Raw genomic sequence first — 25,928 nt, forward strand, 5'->3', positions numbered from 1 at the left:
GGGCCGCTGCGCGGCCCTTTCGCGACACAAGGCCGCTCCTACAGGATGCTGCGATCTGCTCTTGTAGGAGCGGCCTTGTGTCGCGAAAGGGCTGCAAAGCAGCCCCAAAATACGTATTACCTGCTACTGCGCCCAAGGCAGGATTGGAATCGCCGTCACCGCGTTCTGCGGGCTGCCTTCGATCATGCGATCGCTGTAGACCAGGTACACCAGGGTGTTGCGCTTCTTGTCGAGAAAACGCACCACCTGCATGGTCTTGAACACCAGCGAGGTGCGCTCCTTGAACACCTCGTCACCGTCCTTGAGTTCACCCTTGAAGTTGATCGGCCCAACCTGACGGCAGGCGATCGACGCTTCTGCACGGTCCTCGGCCAGGCCCAGGCCACCCTTGACGCCGCCAGTCTTGGCCCGCGACAGGTAGCAGGTGACACCCTCGACCTTGGGGTCATCGAAGGCTTCGACGACGATCCGATCATTCGGCCCGACAAACTTGAACACGGTCGAGACCTGGCCGATTTCTTCAGCGCCCGCGACCATCGGCAGCATCAACACCGCCACGGCAAACAGCTTTTTCAGCACAGTCATCCCCTTACACCAGAACCAGGTTGTCACGGTGCACCAGCTCGGGCTCCGCGCTGTAGCCAAGCAACGCCTCGATTGCATCGGACGGTTGGCCGATGATCTTCTGCGCTTCCAACGCACTGTAATTGGCCAGCCCGCGGGCCACTTCATGGCCGTCCGGGCCGACGCAGATCACCATCTCGCCGCGACGGAAGCTGCCCTGAACAGTCTTGACCCCAACCGGCAGCAGGCTCTTGTTGGCCTGGCGTAGTGCCCGCACGGCACCCTCGTCGAGCACCAGTGTGCCGCGGGTCTGCAGGTGGCCTGCCAGCCACTGCTTGCGCGCCGCGAGCATGCCGCGCTCTGGCGACAGCAGCGTGCCGAGGCGCTCACCGGCCTTGAGCCGATCCAGCACGCGTTCGATGCGTCCGCCAATGATGATGGTGTGCGCGCCGGAACGCGCCGCTAGGCGCGCCGCACGCAGTTTGGTCTGCATGCCGCCGCGCCCCAGCGCACCGCCGGTGCTGCCGGCCACGGCGTCGAGCGCCGGGTCATCGGCGCGCGCTTCGAAGATCAGCTGGGCGTCGGGGTTGTGCCGTGGGTCGGCATCGAACATACCGTCGCGGTCGGTGAGAATCACCAGCAGGTCCGCCTCGACCAAGTTGGCCACCAGCGCTGCAAGGGTGTCGTTGTCGCCGAAACGGATCTCGTCGGTAACCACCGTGTCGTTCTCGTTGATCACCGGCACCACACCCAGATCGACCAGAGTGCGCAGGGTGCTGCGGGCATTCAGGTAACGCTTGCGGTCAGACAGATCGTCGTGGGTCAGGAGGATCTGCGCGGTGTGCTTGCCGTGCTCACCAAAGCTCGACTCCCACGCCTGCACCAGGCGCATCTGGCCCAGCGAGGCGGCGGCCTGCAGCTCGTTCATGGCACTCGGTCGCTTGTTCCAGCCAAGCTGGCTCATGCCCGCTGCTACGGCCCCGGAAGAGACCAGCACCAACTCCACCCCTGCTTCACGCAGGGCCACCATCTGCTCGACCCAAACGCCCATGGCACCGCGGTCCAGGCCCTTGCCATCGGCGGTCAGCAGGGCGCTGCCGATCTTCACGACCCAGCGCTTCGCGCCCGTCACCTTGCTTCGCATCTTCATCCAACCCATGTCGATTCGTAGATACTAAAACGCCGCTCCTGAGAGCGGCGTTTAGTGTACTGCAAGCGATCAGTCGCGCACGTAAATGATTTCCGGGCCGTCTTCGTCGTCCTCGAAATCATCATCCCAGACATCGTCTTCGCCGACGCTGTGCACGCTCTTGACGCCAGTGCGGCGCAAGGTACGGGCATCGTCCAGGGCCTGCAACTGAGCACGCGCTTCGTCTTCGATGCGCTGATCGAGGCTGGCCAGCTGCGCGGCGTAGGCCGGGTCGGCGGCCAGGCGGTCGGCGCGGTCTTCGAGGTAGCGCATGATGTCGCGGCTGAGGGCTTCGGTACCCTGCTTGGAGATTGCCGAGATCACATAGACCGGCCCCTTCCACTGCAGGCGCTCGACCACCTCTTTGACCCGCTCGTCACGCTCGTCGTCCATCAGCATGTCCGACTTGTTCAGCACCAGCCAGCGCTCACGCTCGGCCAGCGACGGGCTGAAGCGGGTCAGCTCGTTGACGATGACTTCGGCAGCGTCGGCCGAGTTGGTCTCGTCCAGCGGCGCCAGGTCAACCAGATGCAGCAGGATGCGAGTGCGCGCCAGGTGCTTGAGGAAGCGGATACCCAGGCCGGCACCTTCCGAGGCGCCTTCGATCAGGCCGGGGATGTCGGCGATGACGAAGCTCTTCCAGCGGTCGACGCTGACCACGCCCAGGTTTGGCACCAGGGTGGTGAACGGGTAGTCGGCGACTTTCGGCTTGGCGGCCGATACCGAGCGGATGAAGGTACTTTTGCCAGCGTTGGGCAGGCCGAGCAGGCCGACGTCAGCGAGGACTTTCATTTCCAGTTTCAGGTCACGCTGATCGCCCGGCTTGCCTGGGGTGGTCTGGCGTGGAGCACGGTTGGTGCTGGACTTGAAACGGGTGTTGCCCAGGCCGTGCCAGCCGCCTTGGGCGACCATCAGCTTTTGCCCGGCCTTGACCAGGTCGCCGATCACTTCCTGGGTCGAGGCATCGATCACGGTGGTGCCAACCGGCACCCGCAGGATCATGTCTTCGCCCTTCTTGCCGGTGCAGTCGGTACTGCCACCGTTGGCGCCGCGCTGGGCGTCGAAGTGACGGGTGTAGCGATAGTCGACCAGGGTGTTGAGGTTTTCGTCGGCAATCATGTACACCGAGCCACCGTCGCCGCCATCACCACCGTTGGGGCCACCGTTCTCGATGAACTTCTCGCGGCGGAAGCTCATGCAACCGTTACCGCCATCACCGGCTTTGACCCGGATCGATACTTCGTCAACAAACTTCATAGAAACCGCCTCTCGTCAGCAGACGAGTTGAAATGACTCAAAAACATGAGGCTCTTGCAAAAATGAGCGCGGCGACCCCGAGACGCAGAGACCGACGCCGGCAGCCCAGACAAACAGCTTTGCAAGAGGCTCACCACAAACGAAAAAGCCCCGTCGCGTGACGGGGCTTCTCCAGCGACAGCGCGATTAGCCCGCGACGACGCTCACGTAACGGCGGTTGAATTCGCCTTTCTTCTCGAACTTGATCACGCCTTCGATCTTGGCGAACAAGGTGTGATCCTTGCCCATGCCAACGCCGTAGCCGGCGTGGAACTGGGTGCCACGCTGACGGACGATGATGTTGCCGGCCTTGATGACCTGGCCGCCATACATCTTCACGCCAAGGCGTTTCGATTCTGAGTCGCGACCGTTACGAGTACTACCACCAGCCTTCTTGTGAGCCATGGTTCAATTCTCCAAATAAATTCAGGGGATCTAGGAAATTAAGCCTGGATGCCGGTGATTTTGATCTCGGTGAACCACTGGCGGTGGCCCATACGCTTCATGTGGTGCTTACGACGACGGAACTTGATGATGCGAACCTTGTCGTGACGGCCTTGCGAGATGACCTCGGCAACCACGGTAGCGCCAGCAACAACTGGAGCACCGATGGTGACTGCGTCGCCATTGGCAACCAGCAGGACGCGATCGAAGGTCACGGATTCGCCAGTGGCGATTTCCAGCTTCTCGATCTTCAGGTATTCACCTTCAGCGACTTTGTACTGCTTGCCGCCGGTAACAATTACTGCGTAAGACATGGTATTTCTCCGATAATCCTGCTCACCCAGCTCTTTATATATTGAGTATTGGCTGGCATGGCTGCACAAGGCTGGAACGGCCCGGCGCAATTGCGTAAGGCAGGTGCTGCCCAGGAAAGTTAGGGTGCGCGATTGTACGCAACCCAGGATGGCCTTGCAAGTCCCGCCCCGGCGCGGCAGGCAGCGTGCCTTGACACACCGCAACCCTCGACCTAGCATGCCGCGCAACCCCAATGGAGCAGCCGATGCAACCCCAAACCTTCTACCGCGCGGTAGCTGATGATTTCAGCGCCGTCGACGAGATCATCAAGAAGCAGCTGACCTCGCGCGTGCCGCTGGTATCGAAGATCGGCGACTATATCACGTCGGCCGGCGGCAAACGCCTGCGGCCCTTGCTGGTACTGCTCTGCGGCAAAGCGCTGGGTCGCGAGAGCGACGACCTGCGCCTGCTGGCAGCGACCATCGAGTTCCTCCACACCGCTACCCTGCTGCACGACGATGTGGTCGACATGTCCGGCATGCGTCGTGGCCGCTCCACCGCCAACGCACTATGGGGCAACGCGCCGAGCGTGCTGGTGGGCGACTTCCTTTATTCGCGCTCGTTCGAAATGATGGTCGAACTGGGTTCGATGCCGGTGATGCAGATCCTCGCCAAGGCCACTCGCGTGATCGCCGAAGGCGAAGTGCTGCAGCTGTCGCGGGTGCGTGATGCGAGCACCAGCGAAGAGGTGTACATGGAAGTCATCCGCGGCAAGACCGCGATGCTCTTTGAAGCCTCGACCCACAGCGCCGCTGCGCTGGCCGGCGCCAGCGACGAGCAACGTGAAGCGCTGCGCACCTTTGGTGATCACCTTGGCGTGGCCTTCCAGCTGGTCGACGACCTACTCGACTATCAGGGCGACTCGGAAACCCTGGGCAAGAACGTCGGCGACGATCTGGCCGAAGGCAAGCCGACCCTGCCGCTGATCTACACCATGCGCGAAGGCTCGCCCGAGCAGGCCGCACTGGTGCGCAAGGCGATCCAGAAGGGTGGCCTGGAAGACCTCGAGCAGATTCGCGCAGCCGTGCAGGACTCAGGCGCCCTCGCCTACACCGCGCAGATGGCCCGCGACTACGTCGCCCGCGCCATCGCCTGCCTGGAAGTACTGCCAGCCAGCGAGTACCGCGATGCACTGGTCGAGCTCAGCGAGTTTGCGGTAGCCCGTACTCACTAAGCAGGGCTGCTGGGCCAGGGATTGTTTAGATACCGTGCGCTGTCTGCTTTGTGTAGGAGCGGCCTTGTGTCGCGAAAGGCCAGCATAGCTGGCCCGGCAATTTCGGCGGCGAAGCTGATATCTGGGGCCGCTACGCGCCCCTTTCGCGACACAAGGCCGCTCCTACACGAGCTGCACCAACTCCGGGTGATGAGAGCGAATCTCATCGCCCCGCTCACCGGCAAAACCTTATACAATGTAGGCTTTTCCAGCCCTGCCAAAGGACCCGTAGTGAGCACTCTGCCTGCCTGCCCCAAATGCAATTCCGAATATACCTACGAAGACGGCACCCAGCTGATCTGCCCTGAATGCGCCCACGAGTGGTCGGCCAGCGACGATGCCGAAGCAGCCAGCGATGACGTGGTGAAGAAGGATTCGGTCGGTAACGTCCTGCAGGACGGCGACACCATCACCGTGATCAAGGACCTCAAAGTCAAGGGCACCTCGCTGGTGGTCAAAGTCGGCACCAAGGTCAAGAACATCCGCCTGTGCGACGGCGACCATGACATCGACTGCAAGATCGACGGCATCGGCCCGATGAAGCTCAAGTCCGAGTTCGTGCGCAAGGTCTGACTTGCTCTGGTCTGGGGCTGCCCTCGGTGGCCCCGACAGATCCTGCAACAGGATCGACCGACCATTGGCGAAAAAAACCAATAGTTACTTGCTATTTTGATAATAAGAATTATTCTCATTGGAAACCGCTATCCAAGGAGAGTAGCCATGACTTATCTGATTGACGCCTGGCTGGACCGCCCCCATCCCTACCTGAGAATTCTCCACCGCGAGACCGGTGAAGTGTGCGCGGTACTTGAGCAGGACGCCCTCAACGAGCTACGCGACCAGGGTGACCTGGACCTGCATGGGCTTAATTCAAGCGAGCCGGTGGTGCTCAAGGAGCTGGTACGCAATTTGTTTCTGTTCTGCTATGCACGGGCATTGCGCCCTGGCGGGACGGACTGGAACTGAAGGTCAAGCGAAAGGGCCGCACCAGGCGGCCCAGACGGTCTTACAGAACGTCGAGCAGCTCGACGTCGAACACCAGAACGCTGTGCGGCGGGATACTGCCAACGCCTTGAGCGCCGTAAGCCAGCTCGCTGGGCACGTACAGGCGCCATTTGCTGCCGGCATTCATCAGCTGCAGAGCTTCGGTCCAGCCGGCGATCACGCCACCAACCGGGAATTCAGCAGGCTGACCACGATCGTAGGAGCTGTCGAATACAGTGCCGTCGATCAGGGTGCCATGGTAGTGGGTGCGTACAGTGTCGTCGCGGCTTGGCTTGGCGCCAACACCGGCGGTCAGCACTTCGAACTGCAGGCCCGAAGCCAGGGTGGTGATGCCTTCGCGCTTGGCGTTTTCAGCCAGGAACTCGACGCCCACAGCAGCAGCGACTTCAGCCTTGGCGGCGGCTTCGGCTTGCATGATGTCGCGGATGGTCTTGAACGCAGCCGACAGGTCGGCCTCGTTGACGCGGCTTTCAACGCCATTGAAGGCATCGGTCAGGCCGGCGACGATGGCTTCCAGGCTGACGCCTGGTGGCGGGTTGTCACGCAGCTGACCGCCGAGCTGACGGCCAATGCCGTAGCTGACGCGGGTTTCGTCGGTGGACAGAATGAGTTCGGACATTGACTTGCTCCGCAGCAGGGCGCAGTGCAGCCGCGCCCTTGATCAAAAGGGCGAGCAGCCTAGCACACTGCGGCGCAGCAGATCAGCTACCGGGCCACTGCGCACCGCAGATACACAACCGCCCGGCCGTTGGGCAACGGTCGGGCGGCATGGGCAATGCGGCAGAGCAGCGCTTAGTGCTTGGTCAGCTTGTCCAGATAACCCATGACAAATGCCGAAATGACAAAGGTCATGTGGATGATCACGTACCACATCAGCTTGTCGGTGGAGATGTTCTGCGCATCCATGAACACCCGCAGCAGATGAATGGAAGAAATTGCCACGATCGACGCGGCGACTTTCATCTTCAGCGAGGTCGAGTCCATCTTGCCCAGCCAGCTGAGCTTTTCCTTGCTGTCGTCGATGTCCAGCTGCGAGACGAAGTTCTCGTAGCCAGAGATCATCACCATCACCAGCAGGCCGCCAACCAGCGACATGTCGATCAGCGACAGGATGACCAGGATCAGGTCGGCCTCGCTGAGAGCGAACACATTGGGCAGCACATGCAGGACTTCTTGGAAGAACTTCAGCGCCAGCGCCAGCAGGCCAAGCGACAGGCCAAAGTAGATCGGGGCAAGCAACCAACGCGATGCGTACATCGCGTTCTCGAGAAAACGTTCCATGGAGGATCAAACTCGTCAGGTGAGCGGAAAGCGATCGCGAGTATAGCCACCCACCTGTTACAGCAAAAGCCTGCGGTCGGTTGCCGCAGGGTACAAATCGCTCAAGCGGACGGGTCAGGTTTCAGGATGAAACTGATAGTCGCCCAAATTGCGGCAGCGTTCACCGTTGATCTTGCGCAGTTGCCCTTGCAGGTGCACACACCAGATCTGCGGGTCTTCAGCGACGTGGTAACCATGCAAGGTCAGGCTGTCGACAATCGCGTTGAGCACCGACTCGGCCACCAGCGGTCCATGAAACGGCCCCTGGGCCTTGATCGCCGAGGGCTGTTCACCGGCCATGCCGGCCGCAAACAGCAGCGTCCACATGCCGTTGTCGCCAGACAGCGGACGAATGCTGCATTCAATACGAGTCACCAGGCCAAGGCACTGGCGGGTGAGACTGAGGTTGCGCATGGCGGCGTCCCCTCCGAGGTAACCATTTCAGCCAATCACTGCAGGCTGTTTCCATCCTGAACGCTGTTGCTCTCCCTAAGTTCCAGCATAGAAGATCAACGGAAAAAGATGGAAAACCGGCGCCGAACGGTAGCACATTGCCGCCAGCGCCGTTTTTTTGACTCACGCCGGTTTAGCTTGAGCGATCATCTCCTCCATACGCTCCTTCTCAGCGTCTTTGATGTCTTCCTCGCTGATCATTTCGGCAATCTCGCTGAGCCGCTCGACCACTCGGGCGTTGACACTGCCCTCTGGGAATTCACCGTTCTCATCTGGCGTTCCGGCATCCGTGCCGACCAGCAGGCTCAACGCTTCGTCCGCCTGGCTGACCGCGTAGACGTTGAACTGACCCGCCTCCACTGCCTGCAACACACGCTCATCGAGCATCAACGTGGCGACGTTGGCGCGCGGGATGATCACCCCTTGCTCCCCGGTCAGGCCGCGCGCTTCGCACAGGCGGAAAAAGCCCTCGATCTTCTCGTTGACCCCGCCAACCGCCTGCACCTCGCCAAACTGGTTGATCGAGCCGGTGATGGCGAAACACTGTTTGAGCGGCGTGCGCGACAGCGCCGAGATCAGCGTACAGGCCTCGCCCAGCGACGCACTGTCGCCATCGACATAGCCGTAGGACTGCTCAAGGGCGATGCTCGCCGAGATCGCCAGAGGGAACTCCTGGGCGTACCGGCTGCCCAGATACCCGGTTAGGATCATCACCCCCTTGGAGTGGATCGGCTGGCCCAGATTGACCTCACGCTCGATGTCGACGATACCGCTACCACCCGGATACACCGTGGCCGAGATCCGCGCCGGCATACCGAACGCCGAATCACCCACCTCGAGCACGGTCAGCCCGTTGCACTTGCCGATCGCCGCACCTTCTGTGTCGATCAGGATGATCCCGGCCAGCATGTCATCAAGCACCCGCTGCGAGACGCGCCCGGTACGAGTCGCCTTGGCTTTCAGGGCTCGTTCGATGTGCCCGGCATCAGTCATTTCGCCGTTGGCCAACTGACGGATGAAGTCCGCCTCACTGACCAACTGGAACAGGTCGCCGATGCGTGCCGAGAGGCGTGACTGGTTTTCTGCCAGGCGAGCGCTGTAGGTGGCCAGACGCGCAACTGCGTCGCTGGTCAACGGCGCCATGCCCTCTTCGTTGGTGCGGGTACGCAGCAACTGGGCGAACTGCTCAAGGTTCTCGTCGACCATGGGCATGTCTTCGTCGAAATCGACCAGCACCCGGAACATCTCCTGGAAGTCCGAATCATGGTCTTGCAGCGCGTAGTACAGCTGACGCGAGCCAATGATCACCAGCTTGACGTTGAGCGGGATCATCTGCGGCGCGAGGCTGACCGTGGCTACGCGGCCCAGCTCACCCAGCGGCGATTCCATCTTCAGCTTGCGCGACTGCAACGCACGCTTGAGGCCGTCCCAGACGTACGGCTCGCCGAGCATCTTCTCTGCTTCAAGGATCAGGAAGCCGCCATTGGCCCGGTGCAAGGCACCTGGACGCAGCTGGCGGTAGGAGGTGTACAGCGCGCCCTGGTCGGTGCTGTATTCAATGCGACCGAACAGGTTGTCGTAGGTCGGGTGCGGCTCGAACACCACCGGCGCGCCGCCGCTGTTGGGGTGACCGACCATCAGGCTTGGCGCGTAATATTCTTCGAGCATCTTGCGCGCGACCGGGTCGGCCTTGGCGTCATCGACCAGTTCTTCAACCACGGTGCGCAGCAGGTTCAACTGCACCGACTGCAGATAGGCGCAGACTGCTGCGTTTTCAGCGTATTTTTCCGACAGCGGTGCCAACAGCGGCTGCAGTGCCAGGGTGATGGTTTCTTCGTTGAGCTGGCGCAGTTGGTTGTTCGACTCACGCTTCCATTGCGGCAGGCTGGCAAGCTCTTCGTTGAGACGCTCTTCAAGCTGCGAGATGTCGTCGTGGAAGCGCTCGCGCACTTCGTCCGGCAACTGGGCAAACTCCGCTTCGTCCAGCGCCTTGCCGTCGCTCATCGGCGTGAAGGCAACGTTGCTGGCGTCGCGGTACAGGGCCACGTCCTTTTCCAGCGAGGCGCGTTCGATAACGTCCAGGGCACGGTCGTAGCGCTGGTTGAAGGCGCGGTCGATGGCGCTTTTTTTCTGCTGGTAGGACGGGTGCTCGAACACTGCCGGGAAGGTCGCCAGCAGGTTGTCGATCAGACCGTTCATGTCACTGATGAACTCGCCGGCAGTGCCCGACGGCAGCTCCAGCGCACGCGGCTCGCGCATGTCCTCGAAGTTGTTGACGTAGACCCAGTCAGCCGGCGTCTTCTGGCGCTTGCCCTCGGCGCGCAGGTAGCGTTTGACGAAAGAGAAGCGACCGGTACCCGGCTCGCCCATGACAAACACGTTGTAACCAGGGCGCGGCATGGCCACACCGAATTGCAGGGCCTCGACAGCACGTTCCTGGCCCAGAACGCCGCGAAACGGTTCCAGATCGTCAGTATTGGTGAAAGCAAACTGCTCGGGAGAAAAACGCCGGGTCAGGGCTTCAGGCGCAAGACGCAGGCGCGCAGCGACAGGATCGGGCATTGGGTTTCCTTACTTCGGCGGGGCGATGAAAGCATTCTGGCGCTGCCTGACCGCACGTTGCAAGGCTCACCGGGACTTTATGTCGCAGCCAACCTCTGGCAATTACTCATGCAATTTTTTGTAATAAGCCACGCAACCTTTGGATCATGCCTAAACTCCAACATTGCGCGGGGTAGCATTATGCTGTTCCGAGCTGGCAAGGAATTGCCAGAACCCCTGACCATTGGTAAGTCTACTAAGAAAGAGAACGAAGCTATGAAACGGATTCTTCTGGGTACTCTGTTCACCGCAATCTCGATCAACGCCATGGCAGACGCGCCTGGTGGCCCGAACTGCGGCTGGGGCAACATGCTGTTCGAAGGCCAGCGCGGGACTCCTGCTCACTTCCTGGCTTCCACCACCAACGGTACTTCCGGCAACGCCACCTTCGGCATGACCTCGGGCACCAACGGTTGCTCGACCAAGGCTTCGCTGACCTACGGCGGCAAGTCCTGGTTCGCCATGAACGGCATGATGAACGAGCTTTCCGAAGACATGGCGCAAGGCCAGGGCGAAGCTCTGACCACCTACGCCGTGGTTCTCGGCGTTGCACCTGAAGATCGCGCGCACTTCGCCGCGGTTACCCACCAGCACTTCGGCGAGATCTTCAACAGCGCCGACGCCACTGCTGAAACCGTGCACAACAACACCCTCGCGGTGCTCAAAAGCGACCCGCAACTGGCCAAGTACGCTACCGAGGCTTGAGTCCGGCCCTTCCCGCCCCTCACCGGGGCGGGACTGGCATCATCATCGGCATCCTTCAAGAAGTAGTTGCCCGACATGCTCAAACGCCTTGCCCTTCTGGCTCTGCTTGGCAGCGCCCAGCTCAACGCTGCACCCCACGTAGACCCTGCGCGCCTGCAACAGCTGGCGGCCACGCCCTACTGGATTGCCCTCGGCCACTACGAGACCGGCAAATTGGGCGGTTGGCGCAGTTATGTCGACGATGCCAAATTCTTCCTCGCCGAAGACGGCGGGCACCATCCCGACCGCGAACTGGCGGCCACGGTACAAGCGTTGTACGCGCCGGCCAGCCTCGGCGACAAGCACGCCCAATGCGTCTACCCCGCGCGCACCCGCTGGCTGCGCGAGCAACTCGATCTGCAAGACCTGCCGCAGCCCGACTGCGCCGAATTCCGCCAGTGGTATCAGTCGGTAGACCCGCACAGCGCAGTACTGATATTCCCCGCGGCTTACCTGAACAGCCCGTCGTCGATGTTCGGCCATACCCTGCTGCGTATCGACCAGGCCAAGACCCGCGACGACGACACCACCCTGCTCAGCTACGCGATCAACTTCGGTGCCTACATCGAAGGCAGCGACAACAGCATTCTATATGCCTGGAAAGGCCTGGCAGGCGGCTACCCCGGGTTATTCGCCCTGATGCCGTACCAGGAGAAGTTGTCCGAGTATCGCAGCCTGGAAAACCGCGACCTGTGGGAGTACCAGCTGGACCTGACGCCGACCGAGACCGGGCGCATGGTCGAACACGTGTGGGAACTCAAACAGGTCCAGTTCGACTATTTCTTCTTTGACGAAAACTGCTCGTATCGCCTGCTCGAACTGCTGCAAGTCGCCCGCCCCGGGCTGGATCTGACCTCGCAGTTCCCGCTGACCGCGATCCCTACCGACACGGTCAAGGCAGTCAAGCAATCCGGGCTGGTTTCCAGTGTTCGCTACCGGCCCTCGCGTGAACGTGAACTGCTGGCCCGCGCAGATTCGCTCGATCATCAGGAAAAACAGCAGGTGCTGGCCATCAGCGCCAACACCGCGCAGCTGCAGAGCGCCGAATTCAACGCACTGCCCAAGCCGCGTCAGGCCTTGGTCCAGGATGCCGCCTACCGCCTGGAGCGCTATCGCGCCAACGGCCAGGAACGCGACCCGGCTCAGGCCAAGCGCAGTTTCGAGCTGCTACAGGCAATCAACCGCAATCCACCTGAGCCACTCGAAGTAGAACGCCCGGGCCTGCCTGAAAACGGCCACCAGTCGCGCACCTGGCAGGTTGGCGTAGGCACCCGTGAGGACCGTGCCTTTGCCGAGTACGGCCTGCGCATGGCCTACCACGACCTCAACGACAACGCCTACGGCTTCCCGCTCGGCGCGCAGATCGAGATTCTCCAACTCAAGCTGCGCCAGTACGAAGGCAACGATTGGCAGGTACAGCAACTCGACCTCGCCACCATCCGCTCCCTGACGCCGCGCAACGAGCTGCTCAAACCGCTGTCGTGGCAGGTTGCCGGTGGCCTTGAGCGGGTACCGGGCAAGCATGACGATGAAGTGCTGGTCAGCCACGTCAACGGCGGCGCCGGCGGCACCTGGCAGTTGGCCGACGGCTTGCTCGGCTTTGCCTTGGGCACGGTACGGGTCGAACACCACAACGACTTTGCCGAGTTCATCAGCCCGGCTGCAGGCTTCAATGGTGGCCTGCTCTGGCGCAACGGGCTGGGCAACATGACCGTCGAAGCCAAGGGCGATTACTTCACCAACGGCGAAGTGCGCCGCAGCCTCAGCCTCAATCAGCAGTGGGAAATCAGCCAGGACCTGGGCCTGCGCTTGAGCGCCAAGCGTGAGTACAGTCACCTGGCCACTGCGCAAAACGAGGTGATGCTCGAGTTGAAGTGGTACCACTACTGATGCAGCCGGCCCCGGTCTGAGCGCACAGGGTTGCGTTCAGGCCGGGTTTGGCCGTACAGCAATCCAACATTGTTTTGACATCAGCGCGACAATCCGGCGCCTAGACTTTCTCTATAACGTGGAGGTCTGGCACATGTCGCGGTACTGGCTTGGAATCGGAATAGCATTGTTGCTCACGGGGTGCCAGTCAGCTCACGAGCAGATGATCGAGCACGGCTATCCGCCCGCCTACGCCGATGGTTACGGCGACGGCTGCAGCAGCGGCCGCCAGGCGGCGGGCTTGATGGTCGGGGACTTTCGCAAGAACGTGCCGCGCTATCTAGCCGAGCGCCAGTATGAAACCGGCTGGGACGATGGCTTTCGGCAGTGCCAGAGCATGCAGGCCAATCAGGATTTGCGTGACTACCGCGAACACTACTGGAACGAGCGTGACCGCGACTGGCAGCAGGAAAAGGATCGCGACACCGCGCGGGCCTACCGTCATAACTAGGCCCCGAACTGGCTTGCACTGAAACGACCAGCCTTTGGCAGAGGTCTCATGCCTGAGGAGGGCCGAGCATGAGCCGAGCATTTGTCAACGAAGACCACGCCGCCGCCCAGGCCGAACAGCCGGTTGAACGGCGGGTCAGCGAGCAACCCAACTACGTCACCGCTGCTGGCCTGCGCTTGCTGCAGCAGCGCGTGGCCGCGCTGAACGCCCAGCGAGCGCAACTGCTGGCAGAGGGTGAGCGTGCCGACAAGCAGCAGGTGGCAAACACCGAAAGCGAACTGCGTTACTTCGCCGCGCGCGTGCAGAGCGCACAAGTGGTGCCACCGGCAACCTCCGAGCAGAAGGTGCAGATTGGCAGCTGCGTGATGTTTATCGATGAGGATGAGCAAGAACACAGCGTGCAGTTGGTCGGCGAGGATCAGGCAGACGCCAGGCAAGGCCTGATCAACTGGGGTTCGCCATTGGGCCGCGCATTACTGGGCGCGGCGCCGGGGGATGAAGTCCTGTGGCGGCGCCCGGCCGGGGACCAGATGATCGTTATTACCGCCATAACGCCGGACGCTGTGTAGGAGCGGCCTTGCCGGGGCGCCGGACCGGTCGGAAAGGGTCGCGTAGCGGCCCCGGGATCTACACAACGCCGCTGAATTGCTGGGCCCGCTGTGCGGGCCTTTCCGACCGGTCCGGCGCCCCGGCAAGGCCGCTCCAACACAAGCGTATGTCAGACCACGCCTTGCGCCAGCATCGCGTCAGCGACTTTGACGAAGCCGGCGATGTTGGCGCCTTTGACGTAGTTGACCTTACCGTCGGCTTCTTCGCCGTAATACACGCAAGCATGGTGGATCGATTGCATGATGTTGTGCAGCTTGCTGTCCACCTCACCCGCGGTCCACAGCAGGCGCATGGCATTCTGCGACATTTCCAGGCCGCTGACGGCAACGCCGCCGGCGTTCGAAGCCTTACCCGGGGCATACAGAATGCCCGCGTCGATGAAGATATCCACAGCCTCGAGCGTGGTCGGCATGTTGGCGCCTTCTGCCACACAGATACAGCCGTTGCGCAGCAGAGTCTGCGCGTCTTCGGCGCCCAGCTCATTCTGAGTAGCACATGGCAGGGCGATGTCGCAGGCCAGGGTCCATGGCGTCTGCCCCTTGCGGAACTCCAGGCCGAACTGGCTGGCCAGCTCGCTGATACGCCCACGCTTGACGTTTTTCAGCTCCATCAATGCATCCCACTGGGCATCGTTCAGGCCGGCTTCGCAGTACAGCGTACCTTCAGAGTCGGACAGCGAGATGACCTTGCCACCCAGGTCCATGACCTTGCGCGCTGCATACTGAGCCACGTTGCCGGAGCCGGAGATGGCCACCCGGCGACCGTCGATACGCAGGCCCTGACGCTTGAGCATTTCTTCAGCGAAGTACACGCAGCCGTAGCCGGTCGCTTCCGGGCGGATCAGGCTGCCGCCGTAGGTCATGCCTTTGCCGGTCAGCACCGAGGTGAACTGGTTGGCCAGGCGCTTGTACTGGCCGAACATGAAGCCGATCTCGCGTGCACCAACGCCGATATCACCGGCCGGCACGTCGCAATCAGCACCAATGTGGCGGTACAGCTCGCTCATGAAGGCCTGGCAGAAGCGCATCACTTCAGCGTCGCTCTTGCCCTTTGGATCGAAGTCCGAGCCGCCCTTGCCGCCGCCCATGGGCAGCGAGGTCAGCGAGTTCTTGAAGGTCTGCTCGAAGGCGAGGAACTTGAGCACACTGAGGTTGACCGAGCGATGGAAGCGCAAGCCGCCTTTGTAGGGGCCGATGGCGCTGTTCATCTGGATGCGGTAGCCGCGGTTGACCTGGACCTTGCCCTGATCATCGACCCAGGAGACACGGAACAGAATCGCGCGCTCAGGCTCGACGATACGCTCGAGAATGCCGGCTTGCAGGTAGTGGGGGTTGGCCTCGAGGAAGGGCCAAAGCGTACGCAGGACCTCTTCCACCGCCTGGTGGAATTCGGGTTGGCCTGGGTCACGTTGCTGCAGGCGCGCGAGGAAATCGTCGACGGATTCGATCATGCTAGACATCTCACCAAGAGAGGGTTGGACTTATATTTTTTCCCGACTCTATCAAGAACCGCTCGCACTGCAACAGGGCGAAATGTCGTTTTTTTGAAATAAATTGGTGCGTTTTATATAAATGTATACAAAGCACAACACGGAATGCTCGTGAAAGCAGCCTGACCGGCGCTCAGGCAGGCACAAAAAAGGGGCCCCACAGGGCCCCAATCTTGTGCAGCGGATGAAGCTGTTACTGCGCCAGCTTCTTGTGGCGAACACGGTGCGGCTGGGCCGCTGCATCGCCGAGGCGTTTCTTGCGATCAGCTTCGTACTCGGTGTAGTTACCTTCGAAGAACAGCACGTTGGAGTCGTCTTCGTAGGCGAGGATGTGCGTGGCGACACGGTCCAGGAACCACCGATCGTGAGAGATCACGATGGCTGCGCCTGGGAAGTCGAGCAGTGCTTCCTCCAGCGAACGCAGGGTTTCGACGTCGAGGTCGTTGGACGGTTCGTCGAGCAGCAGGACGTTGCCGCCTTCTTTCAAGGTCAGCGCCAGGTGCAGACGGCCACGCTCACCACCGGACAGGTCCTTGACGAACTTCTGCTGATCCCCGCCCTTGAAGTTGAAGCGGCCAACATAGGTACGCGCCGGGATCTCATAGTTGCCGATGCGGATCTGGTCGGAGCCGTCGGAAATCTGCTGGAATACCGACTTGCTGCCGTCGAGGTCCTCGCGGCTCTGGTCAACACAGGCCAGCTGCACGGTTTCGCCGATCTCGATGGTGCCCGAGTCCGGTTGCTCTTTGCCCATCAGCATGCGGAACAGGGTCGACTTACCGGCACCGTTGCCGCCGATCACGCCAACGATGGCGCCTTTAGGCATGGCGAATGAGAGGTTCTCGATCAGCACGCGATCGCCATAGCTCTTGCTGACGTTCTTGAACTCGATGACCTTGTCGCCCAGACGTGGACCGGCCGGGATATAGATCTCGTTGGTCTCGCTGCGCTTCTGGAATTCCTGCGACTGCATTTCTTCGAAGCGTGCCAGACGAGCCTTGGACTTCGACTGGCGGGCCTTGGCGCCTTTGCGCACCCACTCCAGTTCTTCCTTCATGGCTTTTTCGTGAGCGCTCTGCTGCTTGGACTCTTGCGCCAGACGGTCCGACTTGGCTTCCAGCCAGCCCGAATAGTTGCCTTCGTACGGGATACCGGCGCCGCGGTCGAGCTCGAGGATCCAGCCGGCAACGTTGTCAAGGAAGTACCGGTCGTGGGTAATCGCGACCACGGTGCCCGGGAAGTCGTGCAGGAAGCGCTCGAGCCAGGCCACCGAATCAGCATCCAGGTGGTTGGTTGGTTCGTCGAGCAGGAGCATGTCGGGGGCCGACAGCAGCAGGCGGCACAGGGCGACGCGGCGTTTTTCACCACCGGAGAGGTGCTCGACCTTGGCATCCCATGCCGGCAGACGCAGGGCATCGGCGGCGACTTCGAGCTGACGCTCGAGGTTGTGGCCGTCGGCGGCCTGCAGGATCGATTCGAGCTTGGCCTGCTCGGCAGCCAGCTTGTCGAAGTCGGCTTCCGGTTCGGCGTAGGCAGCGTAGACCTCGTCCAGGCGCGCCTGGGCGTCCTTGATCACGCTCACCGCTTCCTCGACCACTTCACGCACGGTCTTGGTTGGGTCCAGCTGCGGCTCCTGAGGCAGGTAGCCGACGTTCAGTTCAGGCATCGGACGGGCTTCACCGTCGAACTCTTTGTCGACCCCAGCCATGATCTTCAGCAAAGTCGATTTGCCCGAACCGTTGAGGCCGAGCACGCCGATCTTGGCGCCAGGGAAGAACGACAGCGAAATGTTCTTCAGGATTTCGCGCTTCGGCGGCACGACCTTGCTCAGCCGATGCATGGTGTAGACGTATTGAGCCAAAACCAAGCCCTCTATAGATAGGTGAAGACATCCGAACTACCCGGCTGATGCCAGGGGGATGTGCTTACAGGGTGTCAGTGAACAAAGGCGACCATTCTACGCCAACTGTGGGCGTTGGCCAGATGTCAGGGGTGCGGCCTTCGCGGGTGAACCCCCACAGGGACCGCGCCGCGCAGCCCCAATCACACAGCTGTCAAGCCAGCAGCTCAACCACGCCGCTGCTTGGCCTGCTTGCCTCGCGGCGGGCGGTTGCCGGCCTGCTTGACCAGCTGCGCCGCCCAGGCGGCCTTGGCATTGAAGCTGGCCGCAGGCGCTGGCTGGCTCGACACTGGCTGCTTGAGCACAGACGCCAGCGCAGGGTTGACCTGCGGCGTGGCTACCGAAGGAGCCGATGCAGGCAATACCACCGAGACGACCGCAAAACCAGGCTCACTGGCAGCCTTGGCAGCCTTGGCCGACTTGCGCAGCTCAGCCAGCGACGGGCTCTTGCGCACCACTGCCGCGTCGGCATCAGGTTTGACCAGCGAGCGCTGGCAGGATTTACACGAAACAGCATCGGCCACACCGGTGCTGACCAGGGTCTGGCTGCTGCGCCCGCAGGCGGAATCGAGGCCGTTGAGGGAATAGTGGGTAACCAAAACCGTACATCTCCAGAAGCATAAACAGTCGAGCGGCAGGCATTCTCGCACAGCCAGCCTGGGGTTGCCGAACCGGACCCGATCAACGCATCGGCGACAGGCTGAATGCGGAGCTGGCACTTCGCCACAATTGCAGGCATGCTACCCGCCTTCATGTGTCCACAACTATAAGTGCGCGCCACTCCAGGCTCAGGCACGACCCATGCATGTTGCGCCCCTGCCGTCGCCGCCCAATTGCAGGACCATCGCTTGACCAATCTCAACCAACCGCCCGTTTTGCGCCCTGCTCCCACTTCGAGCAGTGTATCCCTGCGCGGCTCGCTCAAAGGCGCGCTGGCCATGCTTGCGCTGGTTTTGCTGGGTTTGCTGTTGTGGCAGCTGTTTGCTCAGTTCCGCCATACCCAGGCTGACATGCGCGAACACACGGTTGTCGCCAGCGCCAAATTGGCCGATAACCTCAACCTGAATCTGGCGCTCAAAGCTCAGCAAGCGCTGAACCTGGTCCAGCCCTACGTCAAAGCGCCGACGCCTGAAGCATTGCCGTCGCTGCTGCAAACCCTGCAGGCGCGCCTGCCTAGCCTGCGCCATGTGGCCTGGTTGAACCAGAATGGTCAGGTCGTGGCCGACAGCCTGGTCGGCAGCCCTGACCGCCAGTTGATTGACGAGTTGCTGCAATTGAATCGCGGCCGCAGCCATTTCTTTGCCAATGCTGCGGACAACGGCATGATCTATCTGCTGCTGCGCCAAACGCCGGAACAAGGCGTCGGTTATTGGCTGCTGCGTCTGAGCCCTGACTATTACCCGGCGCTGACCGAGCATCTGGACGGCCCTGACCACCCGCTCTGGCTGCTGGAAAGCAGCCGCGACGGTGCGGTGCTGGAGCGCCATGAGTCCGCCGTTTCCAGTGGTGAACCGCTACAAAGCGTGATGCTTGCCTTCCTCGATAACAGTAGCTGGCAACTGCGCGGCCTGTATGACGAAGGCCTGACTCGCCAGCAACTGCTGCTGCCAATGCTGGGCAAGTGCCTGTTGGTGGTGATCTGTGCGTTGCTGCCGTTGCTGGCACTGACCAACATGCGCCGGCGCCAGCGCGCGCTGCAGGAAGACCGCCGCCGCTATCACGAGATTTTCGAAGGCACCGGGGTTGCCCTGTGCGTGCTCGACCTGTCGAGCCTGCCCGGTCAGCTCGACCGCTATCACCTGCGCAACCTGAGTGCACTGAGGCAGAGCCTGGCGCTGGAGCCAAACCTGCGCCGCTCGTTGCTGCAGGAGCTGAAAATCACCGAGATCAACCAGGTGGCGCGCCAGTTGCTCAGTGTCGAATGCCACGAAGGCGCCTGGCAGCGCCTGATCGAGGCGTCCGGGCATGGCCGCGAGAGCGTCGGCATGCAGTTGATCGACGCCCTGATCGAGCAGCGCAGCGTGCTTGAACTGGAAGTCTGCCTGCCGGCGCCACTGGGAGGCGACCTGCACCTGTGGCTGATGGTGCGTCTGCCACAGCAACGCCGCGATTATCAGGCGGTGATCCTCAGCATCAGTGATATCACCAGCCGCAAGCAGGTCGAGTTGTCGCTGCTGGAGCGCGAAAGCTTCTGGTCGGACGTGGTCCGTACCGTGCCCGATCAGCTTTACGTGCAGGACGTGGCCAGCCAGCGGATGATCTTCAGCAACCGGCATCTGGGCCAGACCCTGGGCTACGACCGCGCCGAGCTGGCACAGATGGGCGAGCGCTTCTGGGAGCTGTTGCTGCACCCCGAAGACGCCGCGCACTATCGCAGCCAGCTGCAGTTGCAACGCGACAGCGGCCACCGCGAGGCGCTGCACTGCCAGTTGCGCTTCCGCCACCATGACGGCGGCTGGCGTTGCTATGACATCCGCGAGCAGGTGCTGACCCGCGACAACGATGGCCAGGTCACGCGCATCGTCGGCGTCGGCAAGGATGTCACCGTACAGATCGAGGCCAGCGCGTCGCTGCGTGACAGCGAGCAACGCTACCGCATGCTCGCCGAGAGCATCAGCGACGTGATCTTCTCCACCGACAGCCGCTTGCTGCTCAATTACGTCAGCCCGTCGGTGCGCGCGGTGCTCGGCTATGAGGCAGAGTGGATATTCGCCAATGGCTGGCAGTCGGTGGTCGCCAACCCGGCCCAGTTGAGCGGTGTCTACAGTTTGATGGAGCAGGTCAGCAAAGCGATCGATGACCGCGCGCAACTGGCCCTGCTGCGCACCGAGCTGCCGACCCAGCTGTTCCTGTTCGACTGCCTGCGCGCCGATGGCCGCAAGATCCCGATTGAGCTGCGCCTGGTGCTGGTGTGGGATGAGCACGAGCGCTTCGAGGGCATCCTTGGGGTCGGCCGCGACATCAGCCAGCAACGCCGTGCAGAAAAAGACCTGCGCATGGCGGCAACGGTATTCGAGCACTCGACCTCGGCGATTCTGATCACCGACCCGGCCGGCTACATCGTTCAGGCCAACGACGCCTTCAGCCGGGTCAGTGGTTATGCGGTCAGCGAAGTGCTCGACCAACTGCCACGCCTGCTCACCGTCGAGGACCAGCAGGAATCGCACCTGCGTTACGTGCTCAAGCAACTCAACCAGCGCGGCAGCTGGGAGGGCGAAGTCTGGCTCAAACGCCGTGACGGCGAGCATTACCCGGCCTGGGTCGGCATCACCGCGGTGCTCGACGACGAGGGCGACCTGGCCAGCTACGTGTGCTTCTTCACCGATATCAGTGAGCGCAAGGCCAGCGAACAGCGCATTCACCGCCTGGCCTATTACGACGCCCTGACCCACCTGCCCAACCGCACCTTGTTCCAGGACCGCCTGTACACGGCGCTGCAGCAGGCCGAGCGGCAGAAGTCGTGGGTGGTGCTGATGTTCCTCGACCTGGACCGCTTCAAGCCGATCAACGACTCGCTCGGCCACGCCGCCGGCGACCGCATGCTCAAGGACATGGCCCAGCGCCTGCTCGAGTGCGTCGATGACGACGACACCGTAGCGCGCATGGGCGGCGACGAATTCACCCTGCTGCTGCAGCCCCGCGCGAGCCGCGAGCAAGCCCTGAACCGCGCCATTCATGTTGCCGAGAGCATTCTTGGCAGCCTGGTGCGGCCGTTCGTACTGGAGAACCGCGAGTTCTTCGTCACCGCCAGTATCGGCATCGCCCTGAGCCCGCAGGATGGCAGCGAACTCAGCCAGCTGATGAAAAACGCCGACACCGCCATGTACCATGCCAAGGAGCGCGGCAAGAACAACTTCCAGTTCTACCAGACCGAGATGAACGCCAGTGCCCTCGAGCGCCTGGAACTGGAAAGCGATTTGCGCCATGCCCTCGAACAGAACGAATTCATCCTCTATTACCAGCCGCAATTCAGTGGCGACGGCAAACGCCTGACCGGCGCCGAAGCGCTGCTGCGCTGGCGCCATCCACGCCGCGGGCTGGTGCCGCCGGGCGATTTCATTCCGGTGCTGGAAGAGGTCGGGCTGGTGGTGGATGTCGGTGACTGGGTGTTGCGCGAGTCGTGCCGCCAGCTCAAGGCCTGGCATCTGGCCAAGGTGCGCGTACCGAAAGTGTCGGTGAACATCTCGGCGCGGCAGTTCTCCGACGGCCAGTTGGGCACGCGCATCGCGACCATTCTTGAAGAAACCGGGCTGCCGCCGGCGTGCCTGGAGCTGGAGCTGACCGAAAGCATCCTGATGCGCGAAGTGCATGAGGCCATGCAGATTCTCGACAGCCTGAAAAACCTTGGCCTGAGCATCGCCGTGGATGACTTCGGCACTGGCTACTCATCGCTCAACTACTTAAAGCAGTTCCCCATCGATGTGCTCAAGATCGACCGCACCTTCGTCGACGGCCTGCCCTCCGGCGAGCAAGACGCGCAGATCGCCCGGGCGATCATCGCCATGGCCCACAGCCTCAACCTGGCGGTGATCGCCGAGGGTGTCGAAACCCACGAGCAGCTGGAGTTTCTGCGCGAGCACGACTGCGACGAAGTGCAGGGCTACCTGTTCGGCCGGCCAATGCCGCCGCAGCAGTTCGAAGCGCAGTTCAGCAACGAGACGCTGTTCATGTTCCAGTGAGCCGAGCGGCATGTCCGCCCGGTCATTTTACGACGTGAATGGCATTGGTCTGCGACATGACGCCAGTTCATATGCCACGCCTCGGCCAATCGGTTAGAATGCACACCCAATTCAGCCCCGATCCTTGAGGACCGCCATGTTCAGCCGTGATTTGACCATTGCCAAGTACGACGCCGATCTCTTTGCCGCCATGGAGCAAGAAGCTCAGCGTCAGGAAGAGCATATCGAGCTGATCGCTTCGGAAAACTACACCAGCCCCGCGGTGATGGAAGCCCAAGGTTCGGTACTGACCAACAAGTACGCCGAAGGCTACCCAGGCAAGCGCTACTACGGCGGCTGTGAATACGTCGACGTGGTCGAGCAACTGGCTATCGATCGCGCCAAAGAGCTGTTCGGCGCCGATTACGCCAACGTCCAGCCGCATGCCGGCTCCCAGGCCAACGCTGCGGTCTACCTGGCACTGCTGTCGGCCGGTGATACCATCCTGGGCATGAGCCTGGCTCACGGCGGTCACCTGACCCACGGCGCCAGCGTCAGCTCGTCGGGCAAGCTGTACAACGCCGTGCAGTACGGCATCGACGGCAATGGCCTTATCGACTACGACGAAGTCGAGCGCCTGGCTGTTGAACACAAGCCGAAAATGATCGTAGCCGGCTTCTCGGCCTACTCGCAGGTTCTCGACTTCCCGCGCTTCCGCGCCATCGCCGACAAGGTCGGTGCCTACCTGTTCGTCGACATGGCCCACGTTGCTGGCCTGGTTGCCGCTGGCGTGTACCCGAACCCGGTGCCGTTCGCCGACGTGGTCACCACCACCACCCACAAGACCCTGCGCGGTCCACGTGGCGGCCTGATCCTGGCCCGTGCCAACGCCGACATCGAGAAGAAACTCAACTCGGCAGTGTTCCCAGGCGCCCAGGGCGGCCCGCTCGAGCACGTCATCGCCGCCAAGGCGATCTGCTTCAAGGAAGCGCTGCAGCCTGAGTTCAAGGCTTACCAGCAGCAAGTGGTGAAAAACGCCCAGGCCATGGCCGAGGTGTTCATCGAGCGCGGCTTCGACGTGGTGTCCGGCGGTACTCAAAACCACCTGTTCCTGCTCTCGCTGATCAAGCAGGACATCTCCGGTAAAGATGCTGACGCTGCCCTGGGCAACGCTTTCATCACCGTCAACAAGAACTCGGTACCGAACGATCCACGTTCGCCGTTCGTCACCTCGGGCCTGCGCTTCGGCACCCCGGCTGTGACCACCCGCGGCTTCAAGGAAACCGAATGCCGCGAGCTGGCTGGCTGGATCTGCGACATCCTCGCCGACCTGAACAACCAGGCTGTGATCGACGCGGTACGTGAGAAGGTCAAGGCCATCTGCAAAAAGCTGCCGGTTTACGGCAACTGATCCACGCGTGATCCAGCCTGTCGCTTTTTGTTCTTGAAAATCAGGCTGCATGAAAAACCGATGTCAGTTCGCTGACATCGGTTTTTTGTTTTTCAGCCCGGCGGCTCCATCAACACCAAGCCACTTTCTGCGGCACAAAGCTCAACGGCTGCTCGCGAAAGCTCAGGTAATGGCGCAGCACCTGCACCGGCGCTTCGATGTGCGGGTAATGACCAATGCCCTGCAACTGCACCGTATCGGCATCCACGACGAGCTGGCGGAAGGCGTCGACCATGTGGGCACCGCACAGCGGATCAACCGAGCCGTTGATCAGGCGCAAACGCACGCCATCACCCTGCAGCGCGCCGACCCAACGCTCACGCTGCTGGCGCCGTTCATGCACGTAGTTGATCAGCCGGTGCAGGATATGCGTGCCACGGTTGGCGGTGATCAGGCTCCAGCTGTCATCCAGAGCGCTCTCGCTGGGGTGGGTGCAGGGCCCATAGATCTGGGTGACGGTACGCACCAGGTCATCCCGGCCGAACGAGCGGCCGATCAGCCAGCCAAGCGGGCTGAGCAACAGCTTCTGCACCAGCAGCAGCGGGCAACTCTCGGGGAACAGCGCGCTATTGAGGAAGGCACAGCTGGCGATGTTGCTGCGCTGCTCATAGTGCCGTGCGAGCAACTCTTGAGCGACGCTGCCGCCATAGTCGTGGGCGAGCAGGTGCACTGGCTCGTCGATGCCCAAGTGAGCAAGCAAGGCCTGCTGCAAATCGGCCTGTTCGATCAGACTGTAGCGATGGCCGAGCGGCTTGGCAGAGTCGCCAAAGCCGAGCATGTCGCAGGCCACTACGCGAAAGCGCTGGGTCAATGGGCCCCATAAATAGTGCCAGTCCCAACTGGCCGTGGGGAAACCGTGGAGAAGCAGCAGAGGCTCGCCTTGCCCTGCCGTCCAGTAGCGGATGCTCTGGCCCCGGAATGAGAAATCCTGACCCCGGGTACGCCAGACGCACAATGGAATTTCGGCCAAAGGCATCAGAGTTGTCCTGGAGTAGTAGCTTGGATCAAAGCTTCGTGGGTCGAATACGGCAAGGCTGCGGTCATTGCATGTCACCTTGGCACTTACATGTGCTCTTTATGTTGCGTCCTGCACAGCATAGTCAGCGCCTCGATCGGCGGAACTCGCCTTGGCAGCCAGCTTGATGACCGTACAGGTCAGTGGCACGAACGGTCACAGCAACGCCGCCAGCAATGGCGCGGCGAACAGGTTGAGCAAGCCGGTCAGGACCATGACCAGGCCGGCAACCGAACCTTCTTCGCGACCCACTTCCTGCGCCCGGCTGACGCCAGCGCCATGTGCGCCGACGCCAAACAGCGCGCCACGGGCCAGTGGCGTGCGCAACGGCAACCATCGCAGCAAGGTGCCGCCGAACAGCGCCCCGAGCACCCCGGTGAACATCACGAACACCGCAGTAAGCTCCGGCACGCCGCCCAGATCGTGGGCCAGCGGCATGGCAAACGGGGTGGTGATCGAGCGCGGCAGCAGCGACAGGCTGACTGCCTCGTCCAGCGCCAACAGGTGTGCCAGGCCCCAGGAGCTGCCGATCGACACGCAGCTGCCGGCCAGCATGCCCAGCAGCAACGCCGGCCAATGCCGCGCGAGCAACGCCCGTTGCTGCCAGATGGGCACGGCGAAGGCCACCGTCACCGGGCCAAGCACGGCCATCAGCCAATGGGTATTGCGCGCGTACTCGGCATAGGCGGTGTGCAGTGGCACGGCCACCGCCAGCAGCAAAGCCGGCACCAGGATCAGCGGCGACAGCAGGTAACGCCCGCTGCGCCGGTACAGCCAGCGGCTGCCTAGATAAGCGGCCAGTGTCAGCGCCAGCCAGAACAGCGGCATCGGCTCAAGGCTCATGTCGCAGGCTCCAGCGGCACACCAGCTCGACCGTCACGGCAGTGACCACCATTACCAGCAGCGTGCTCACCGCGATCACCAGGAGGATGCGCCAGCCTTCATCGCGCAGCAGGCTGCCGTAATCGAGCAGGCTCATCAGCGCCGGAATGAAGAACAACAGCATTTCGGCCATCAGCCAGCCCGCACCGGCCTGGAGCATGGCCGGTTTCAGCAGGCCGCTGGCGAACAGCATCAAGAGCAGGGCCAGGCCGAGCACACCACCCGGAATGGGCCAGCCAGACCAGGCTGCAAGCTGGCTGCCGAACAGAAACAAGGCAAACAGCACCGCCAGCTCGCAGATCAGCCGAGTGAGTTTTTTAAGCAATACAGCGTTCATCAATGGGCTCCTCGACAGGTGCCCA

The 25,928-nt window shown here is 62.0% G+C and carries 24 protein-coding genes; 9 read left to right on the forward strand and 15 right to left on the reverse strand.

Annotation, left to right across the window (positions count from 1 at the left end):
- Positions 1-123: 123 nt before the first annotated feature.
- The 5 genes from FW789_RS14860 to rplU form a co-directional block, all read right to left on the reverse strand.
- Positions 124-585 (reverse strand): CreA family protein, encoded by a 462-nt coding sequence (locus tag FW789_RS14860; protein ID WP_150570020.1) that lies wholly within the window; start codon positions 583-585, stop codon positions 124-126.
- A gap of 4 nt (positions 586-589) precedes the next feature.
- Positions 590-1,708 carry a glutamate 5-kinase gene (gene proB / locus FW789_RS14865; RefSeq protein ID WP_103438693.1) on the reverse strand — a complete coding sequence of 373 codons (1,119 nt, stop codon included), beginning with the start codon at positions 1,706-1,708 and terminating at the stop codon, positions 590-592.
- Positions 1,709-1,783: 75 nt separating this feature from the next.
- Positions 1,784-3,010: an Obg family GTPase CgtA gene (cgtA, locus tag FW789_RS14870; protein WP_101316404.1), complete on the reverse strand. Its 1,227-nt coding sequence runs from the start codon at positions 3,008-3,010 to the stop codon at positions 1,784-1,786.
- 186 nt (positions 3,011-3,196) lie between these two features.
- Complete coding sequence (gene rpmA / locus FW789_RS14875; RefSeq protein ID WP_101316402.1) at positions 3,197-3,454, reverse strand: 50S ribosomal protein L27; 258 nt, start codon at positions 3,452-3,454, stop codon at positions 3,197-3,199.
- A gap of 38 nt (positions 3,455-3,492) precedes the next feature.
- Positions 3,493-3,807 (reverse strand): 50S ribosomal protein L21, encoded by a 315-nt coding sequence (gene rplU, locus FW789_RS14880; RefSeq protein WP_101316400.1) that lies wholly within the window; start codon positions 3,805-3,807, stop codon positions 3,493-3,495.
- A 245-nt stretch (positions 3,808-4,052) separates the two neighbouring features.
- Between rplU and FW789_RS14885 the strand changes: the two genes are divergently transcribed.
- The 3 genes from FW789_RS14885 to FW789_RS14895 all read left to right on the forward strand — a co-directional run bounded on the left by FW789_RS14885 (position 4,053) and on the right by FW789_RS14895 (position 6,026).
- Positions 4,053-5,021 carry a polyprenyl synthetase family protein gene (locus FW789_RS14885; protein WP_446431668.1) on the forward strand — a complete coding sequence of 323 codons (969 nt, stop codon included), beginning with the start codon at positions 4,053-4,055 and terminating at the stop codon, positions 5,019-5,021.
- A gap of 270 nt (positions 5,022-5,291) precedes the next feature.
- Complete coding sequence (locus tag FW789_RS14890) at positions 5,292-5,633, forward strand: zinc ribbon domain-containing protein YjdM (protein WP_103436006.1); 342 nt, start codon at positions 5,292-5,294, stop codon at positions 5,631-5,633.
- Positions 5,634-5,780: 147 nt separating this feature from the next.
- The gene (locus FW789_RS14895) at positions 5,781-6,026 is read left to right on the forward strand and encodes a PA4570 family protein (RefSeq protein WP_101316394.1); all 246 of its coding nucleotides are present in this window, start codon (positions 5,781-5,783) and stop codon (positions 6,024-6,026) included.
- Positions 6,027-6,066: 40 nt separating this feature from the next.
- Here the strand turns inward: FW789_RS14895 and FW789_RS14900 are convergent, their stop codons facing one another.
- The 4 genes from FW789_RS14900 to FW789_RS14915 all read right to left on the reverse strand — a co-directional run bounded on the left by FW789_RS14900 (position 6,067) and on the right by FW789_RS14915 (position 10,400).
- Positions 6,067-6,684, reverse strand: a complete 618-nt coding sequence (locus FW789_RS14900; protein ID WP_101316392.1) for an FKBP-type peptidyl-prolyl cis-trans isomerase — start codon at positions 6,682-6,684, stop codon at positions 6,067-6,069.
- A gap of 173 nt (positions 6,685-6,857) precedes the next feature.
- Complete coding sequence (locus FW789_RS14905) at positions 6,858-7,346, reverse strand: TIGR00645 family protein (protein WP_101316390.1); 489 nt, start codon at positions 7,344-7,346, stop codon at positions 6,858-6,860.
- Between the two features lie 114 nt (positions 7,347-7,460).
- A complete protein-coding gene (locus tag FW789_RS14910) occupies positions 7,461-7,799 on the reverse strand; it encodes a PA4575 family protein (RefSeq protein WP_101316388.1) in 339 nt (112 codons plus the stop codon).
- Between the two features lie 162 nt (positions 7,800-7,961).
- Entirely contained in the window at positions 7,962-10,400 is a 2,439-nt protein-coding gene (locus FW789_RS14915) for a Lon protease family protein (RefSeq protein WP_103436004.1), read from the reverse strand.
- Positions 10,401-10,655: 255 nt separating this feature from the next.
- Here FW789_RS14915 and FW789_RS14920 point away from each other — a divergent pair, with 255 nt between their 5' ends.
- The 4 genes from FW789_RS14920 (at position 10,656) to FW789_RS14935 (ending at position 14,132) form a co-directional block, all read left to right on the forward strand.
- On the forward strand, positions 10,656-11,144 hold the full coding sequence (locus FW789_RS14920) for a DUF3015 domain-containing protein (RefSeq protein ID WP_103436003.1): 489 nt from the start codon (positions 10,656-10,658) through the stop codon (positions 11,142-11,144).
- Positions 11,145-11,219: 75 nt separating this feature from the next.
- On the forward strand, positions 11,220-13,073 hold the full coding sequence (locus FW789_RS14925; protein WP_103436002.1) for an Lnb N-terminal periplasmic domain-containing protein: 1,854 nt from the start codon (positions 11,220-11,222) through the stop codon (positions 13,071-13,073).
- 133 nt (positions 13,074-13,206) lie between these two features.
- A complete protein-coding gene (locus FW789_RS14930; protein WP_103436001.1) occupies positions 13,207-13,563 on the forward strand; it encodes a hypothetical protein in 357 nt (118 codons plus the stop codon).
- A 68-nt stretch (positions 13,564-13,631) separates the two neighbouring features.
- Entirely contained in the window at positions 13,632-14,132 is a 501-nt protein-coding gene (locus tag FW789_RS14935; RefSeq protein WP_103436000.1) for a GreA/GreB family elongation factor, read from the forward strand.
- 149 nt (positions 14,133-14,281) lie between these two features.
- Here the strand turns inward: FW789_RS14935 and gdhA are convergent, their stop codons facing one another.
- The 3 genes from gdhA to FW789_RS14950 all read right to left on the reverse strand — a co-directional run bounded on the left by gdhA (position 14,282) and on the right by FW789_RS14950 (position 18,160).
- On the reverse strand, positions 14,282-15,622 hold the full coding sequence (gdhA, locus tag FW789_RS14940) for an NADP-specific glutamate dehydrogenase (protein ID WP_186701374.1): 1,341 nt from the start codon (positions 15,620-15,622) through the stop codon (positions 14,282-14,284).
- A 232-nt stretch (positions 15,623-15,854) separates the two neighbouring features.
- Positions 15,855-17,522 carry an energy-dependent translational throttle protein EttA gene (gene ettA / locus FW789_RS14945; RefSeq protein ID WP_446431669.1) on the reverse strand — a complete coding sequence of 556 codons (1,668 nt, stop codon included), beginning with the start codon at positions 17,520-17,522 and terminating at the stop codon, positions 15,855-15,857.
- 206 nt (positions 17,523-17,728) lie between these two features.
- Positions 17,729-18,160 (reverse strand): hypothetical protein, encoded by a 432-nt coding sequence (locus tag FW789_RS14950; protein WP_103435997.1) that lies wholly within the window; start codon positions 18,158-18,160, stop codon positions 17,729-17,731.
- Between the two features lie 249 nt (positions 18,161-18,409).
- Between FW789_RS14950 and FW789_RS14955 the strand changes: the two genes are divergently transcribed.
- The gene (locus tag FW789_RS14955; protein WP_411562196.1) at positions 18,410-22,240 is read left to right on the forward strand and encodes a sensor domain-containing protein; all 3,831 of its coding nucleotides are present in this window, start codon (positions 18,410-18,412) and stop codon (positions 22,238-22,240) included.
- A 136-nt stretch (positions 22,241-22,376) separates the two neighbouring features.
- Complete coding sequence (glyA, locus tag FW789_RS14960; protein WP_101316367.1) at positions 22,377-23,630, forward strand: serine hydroxymethyltransferase; 1,254 nt, start codon at positions 22,377-22,379, stop codon at positions 23,628-23,630.
- A 109-nt stretch (positions 23,631-23,739) separates the two neighbouring features.
- Here the strand turns inward: glyA and FW789_RS14965 are convergent, their stop codons facing one another.
- The 3 genes from FW789_RS14965 to FW789_RS14975 all read right to left on the reverse strand — a co-directional run bounded on the left by FW789_RS14965 (position 23,740) and on the right by FW789_RS14975 (position 25,903).
- Positions 23,740-24,645, reverse strand: coding sequence for an alpha/beta fold hydrolase (locus tag FW789_RS14965; RefSeq protein ID WP_446431670.1), 906 nt, complete (start codon positions 24,643-24,645; stop codon positions 23,740-23,742).
- Positions 24,646-24,840: 195 nt separating this feature from the next.
- Complete coding sequence (locus tag FW789_RS14970; protein ID WP_186701370.1) at positions 24,841-25,527, reverse strand: LrgB family protein; 687 nt, start codon at positions 25,525-25,527, stop codon at positions 24,841-24,843.
- On the reverse strand, positions 25,517-25,903 hold the full coding sequence (locus tag FW789_RS14975; RefSeq protein ID WP_186701369.1) for a CidA/LrgA family protein: 387 nt from the start codon (positions 25,901-25,903) through the stop codon (positions 25,517-25,519). The genes FW789_RS14970 and FW789_RS14975 overlap by 11 nt, the downstream gene beginning before the upstream one ends.
- Between the last annotated feature and the right edge of the window lie 25 nt (positions 25,904-25,928).

Source organism: Pseudomonas sp. 1121_17, assembly GCF_052850745.1.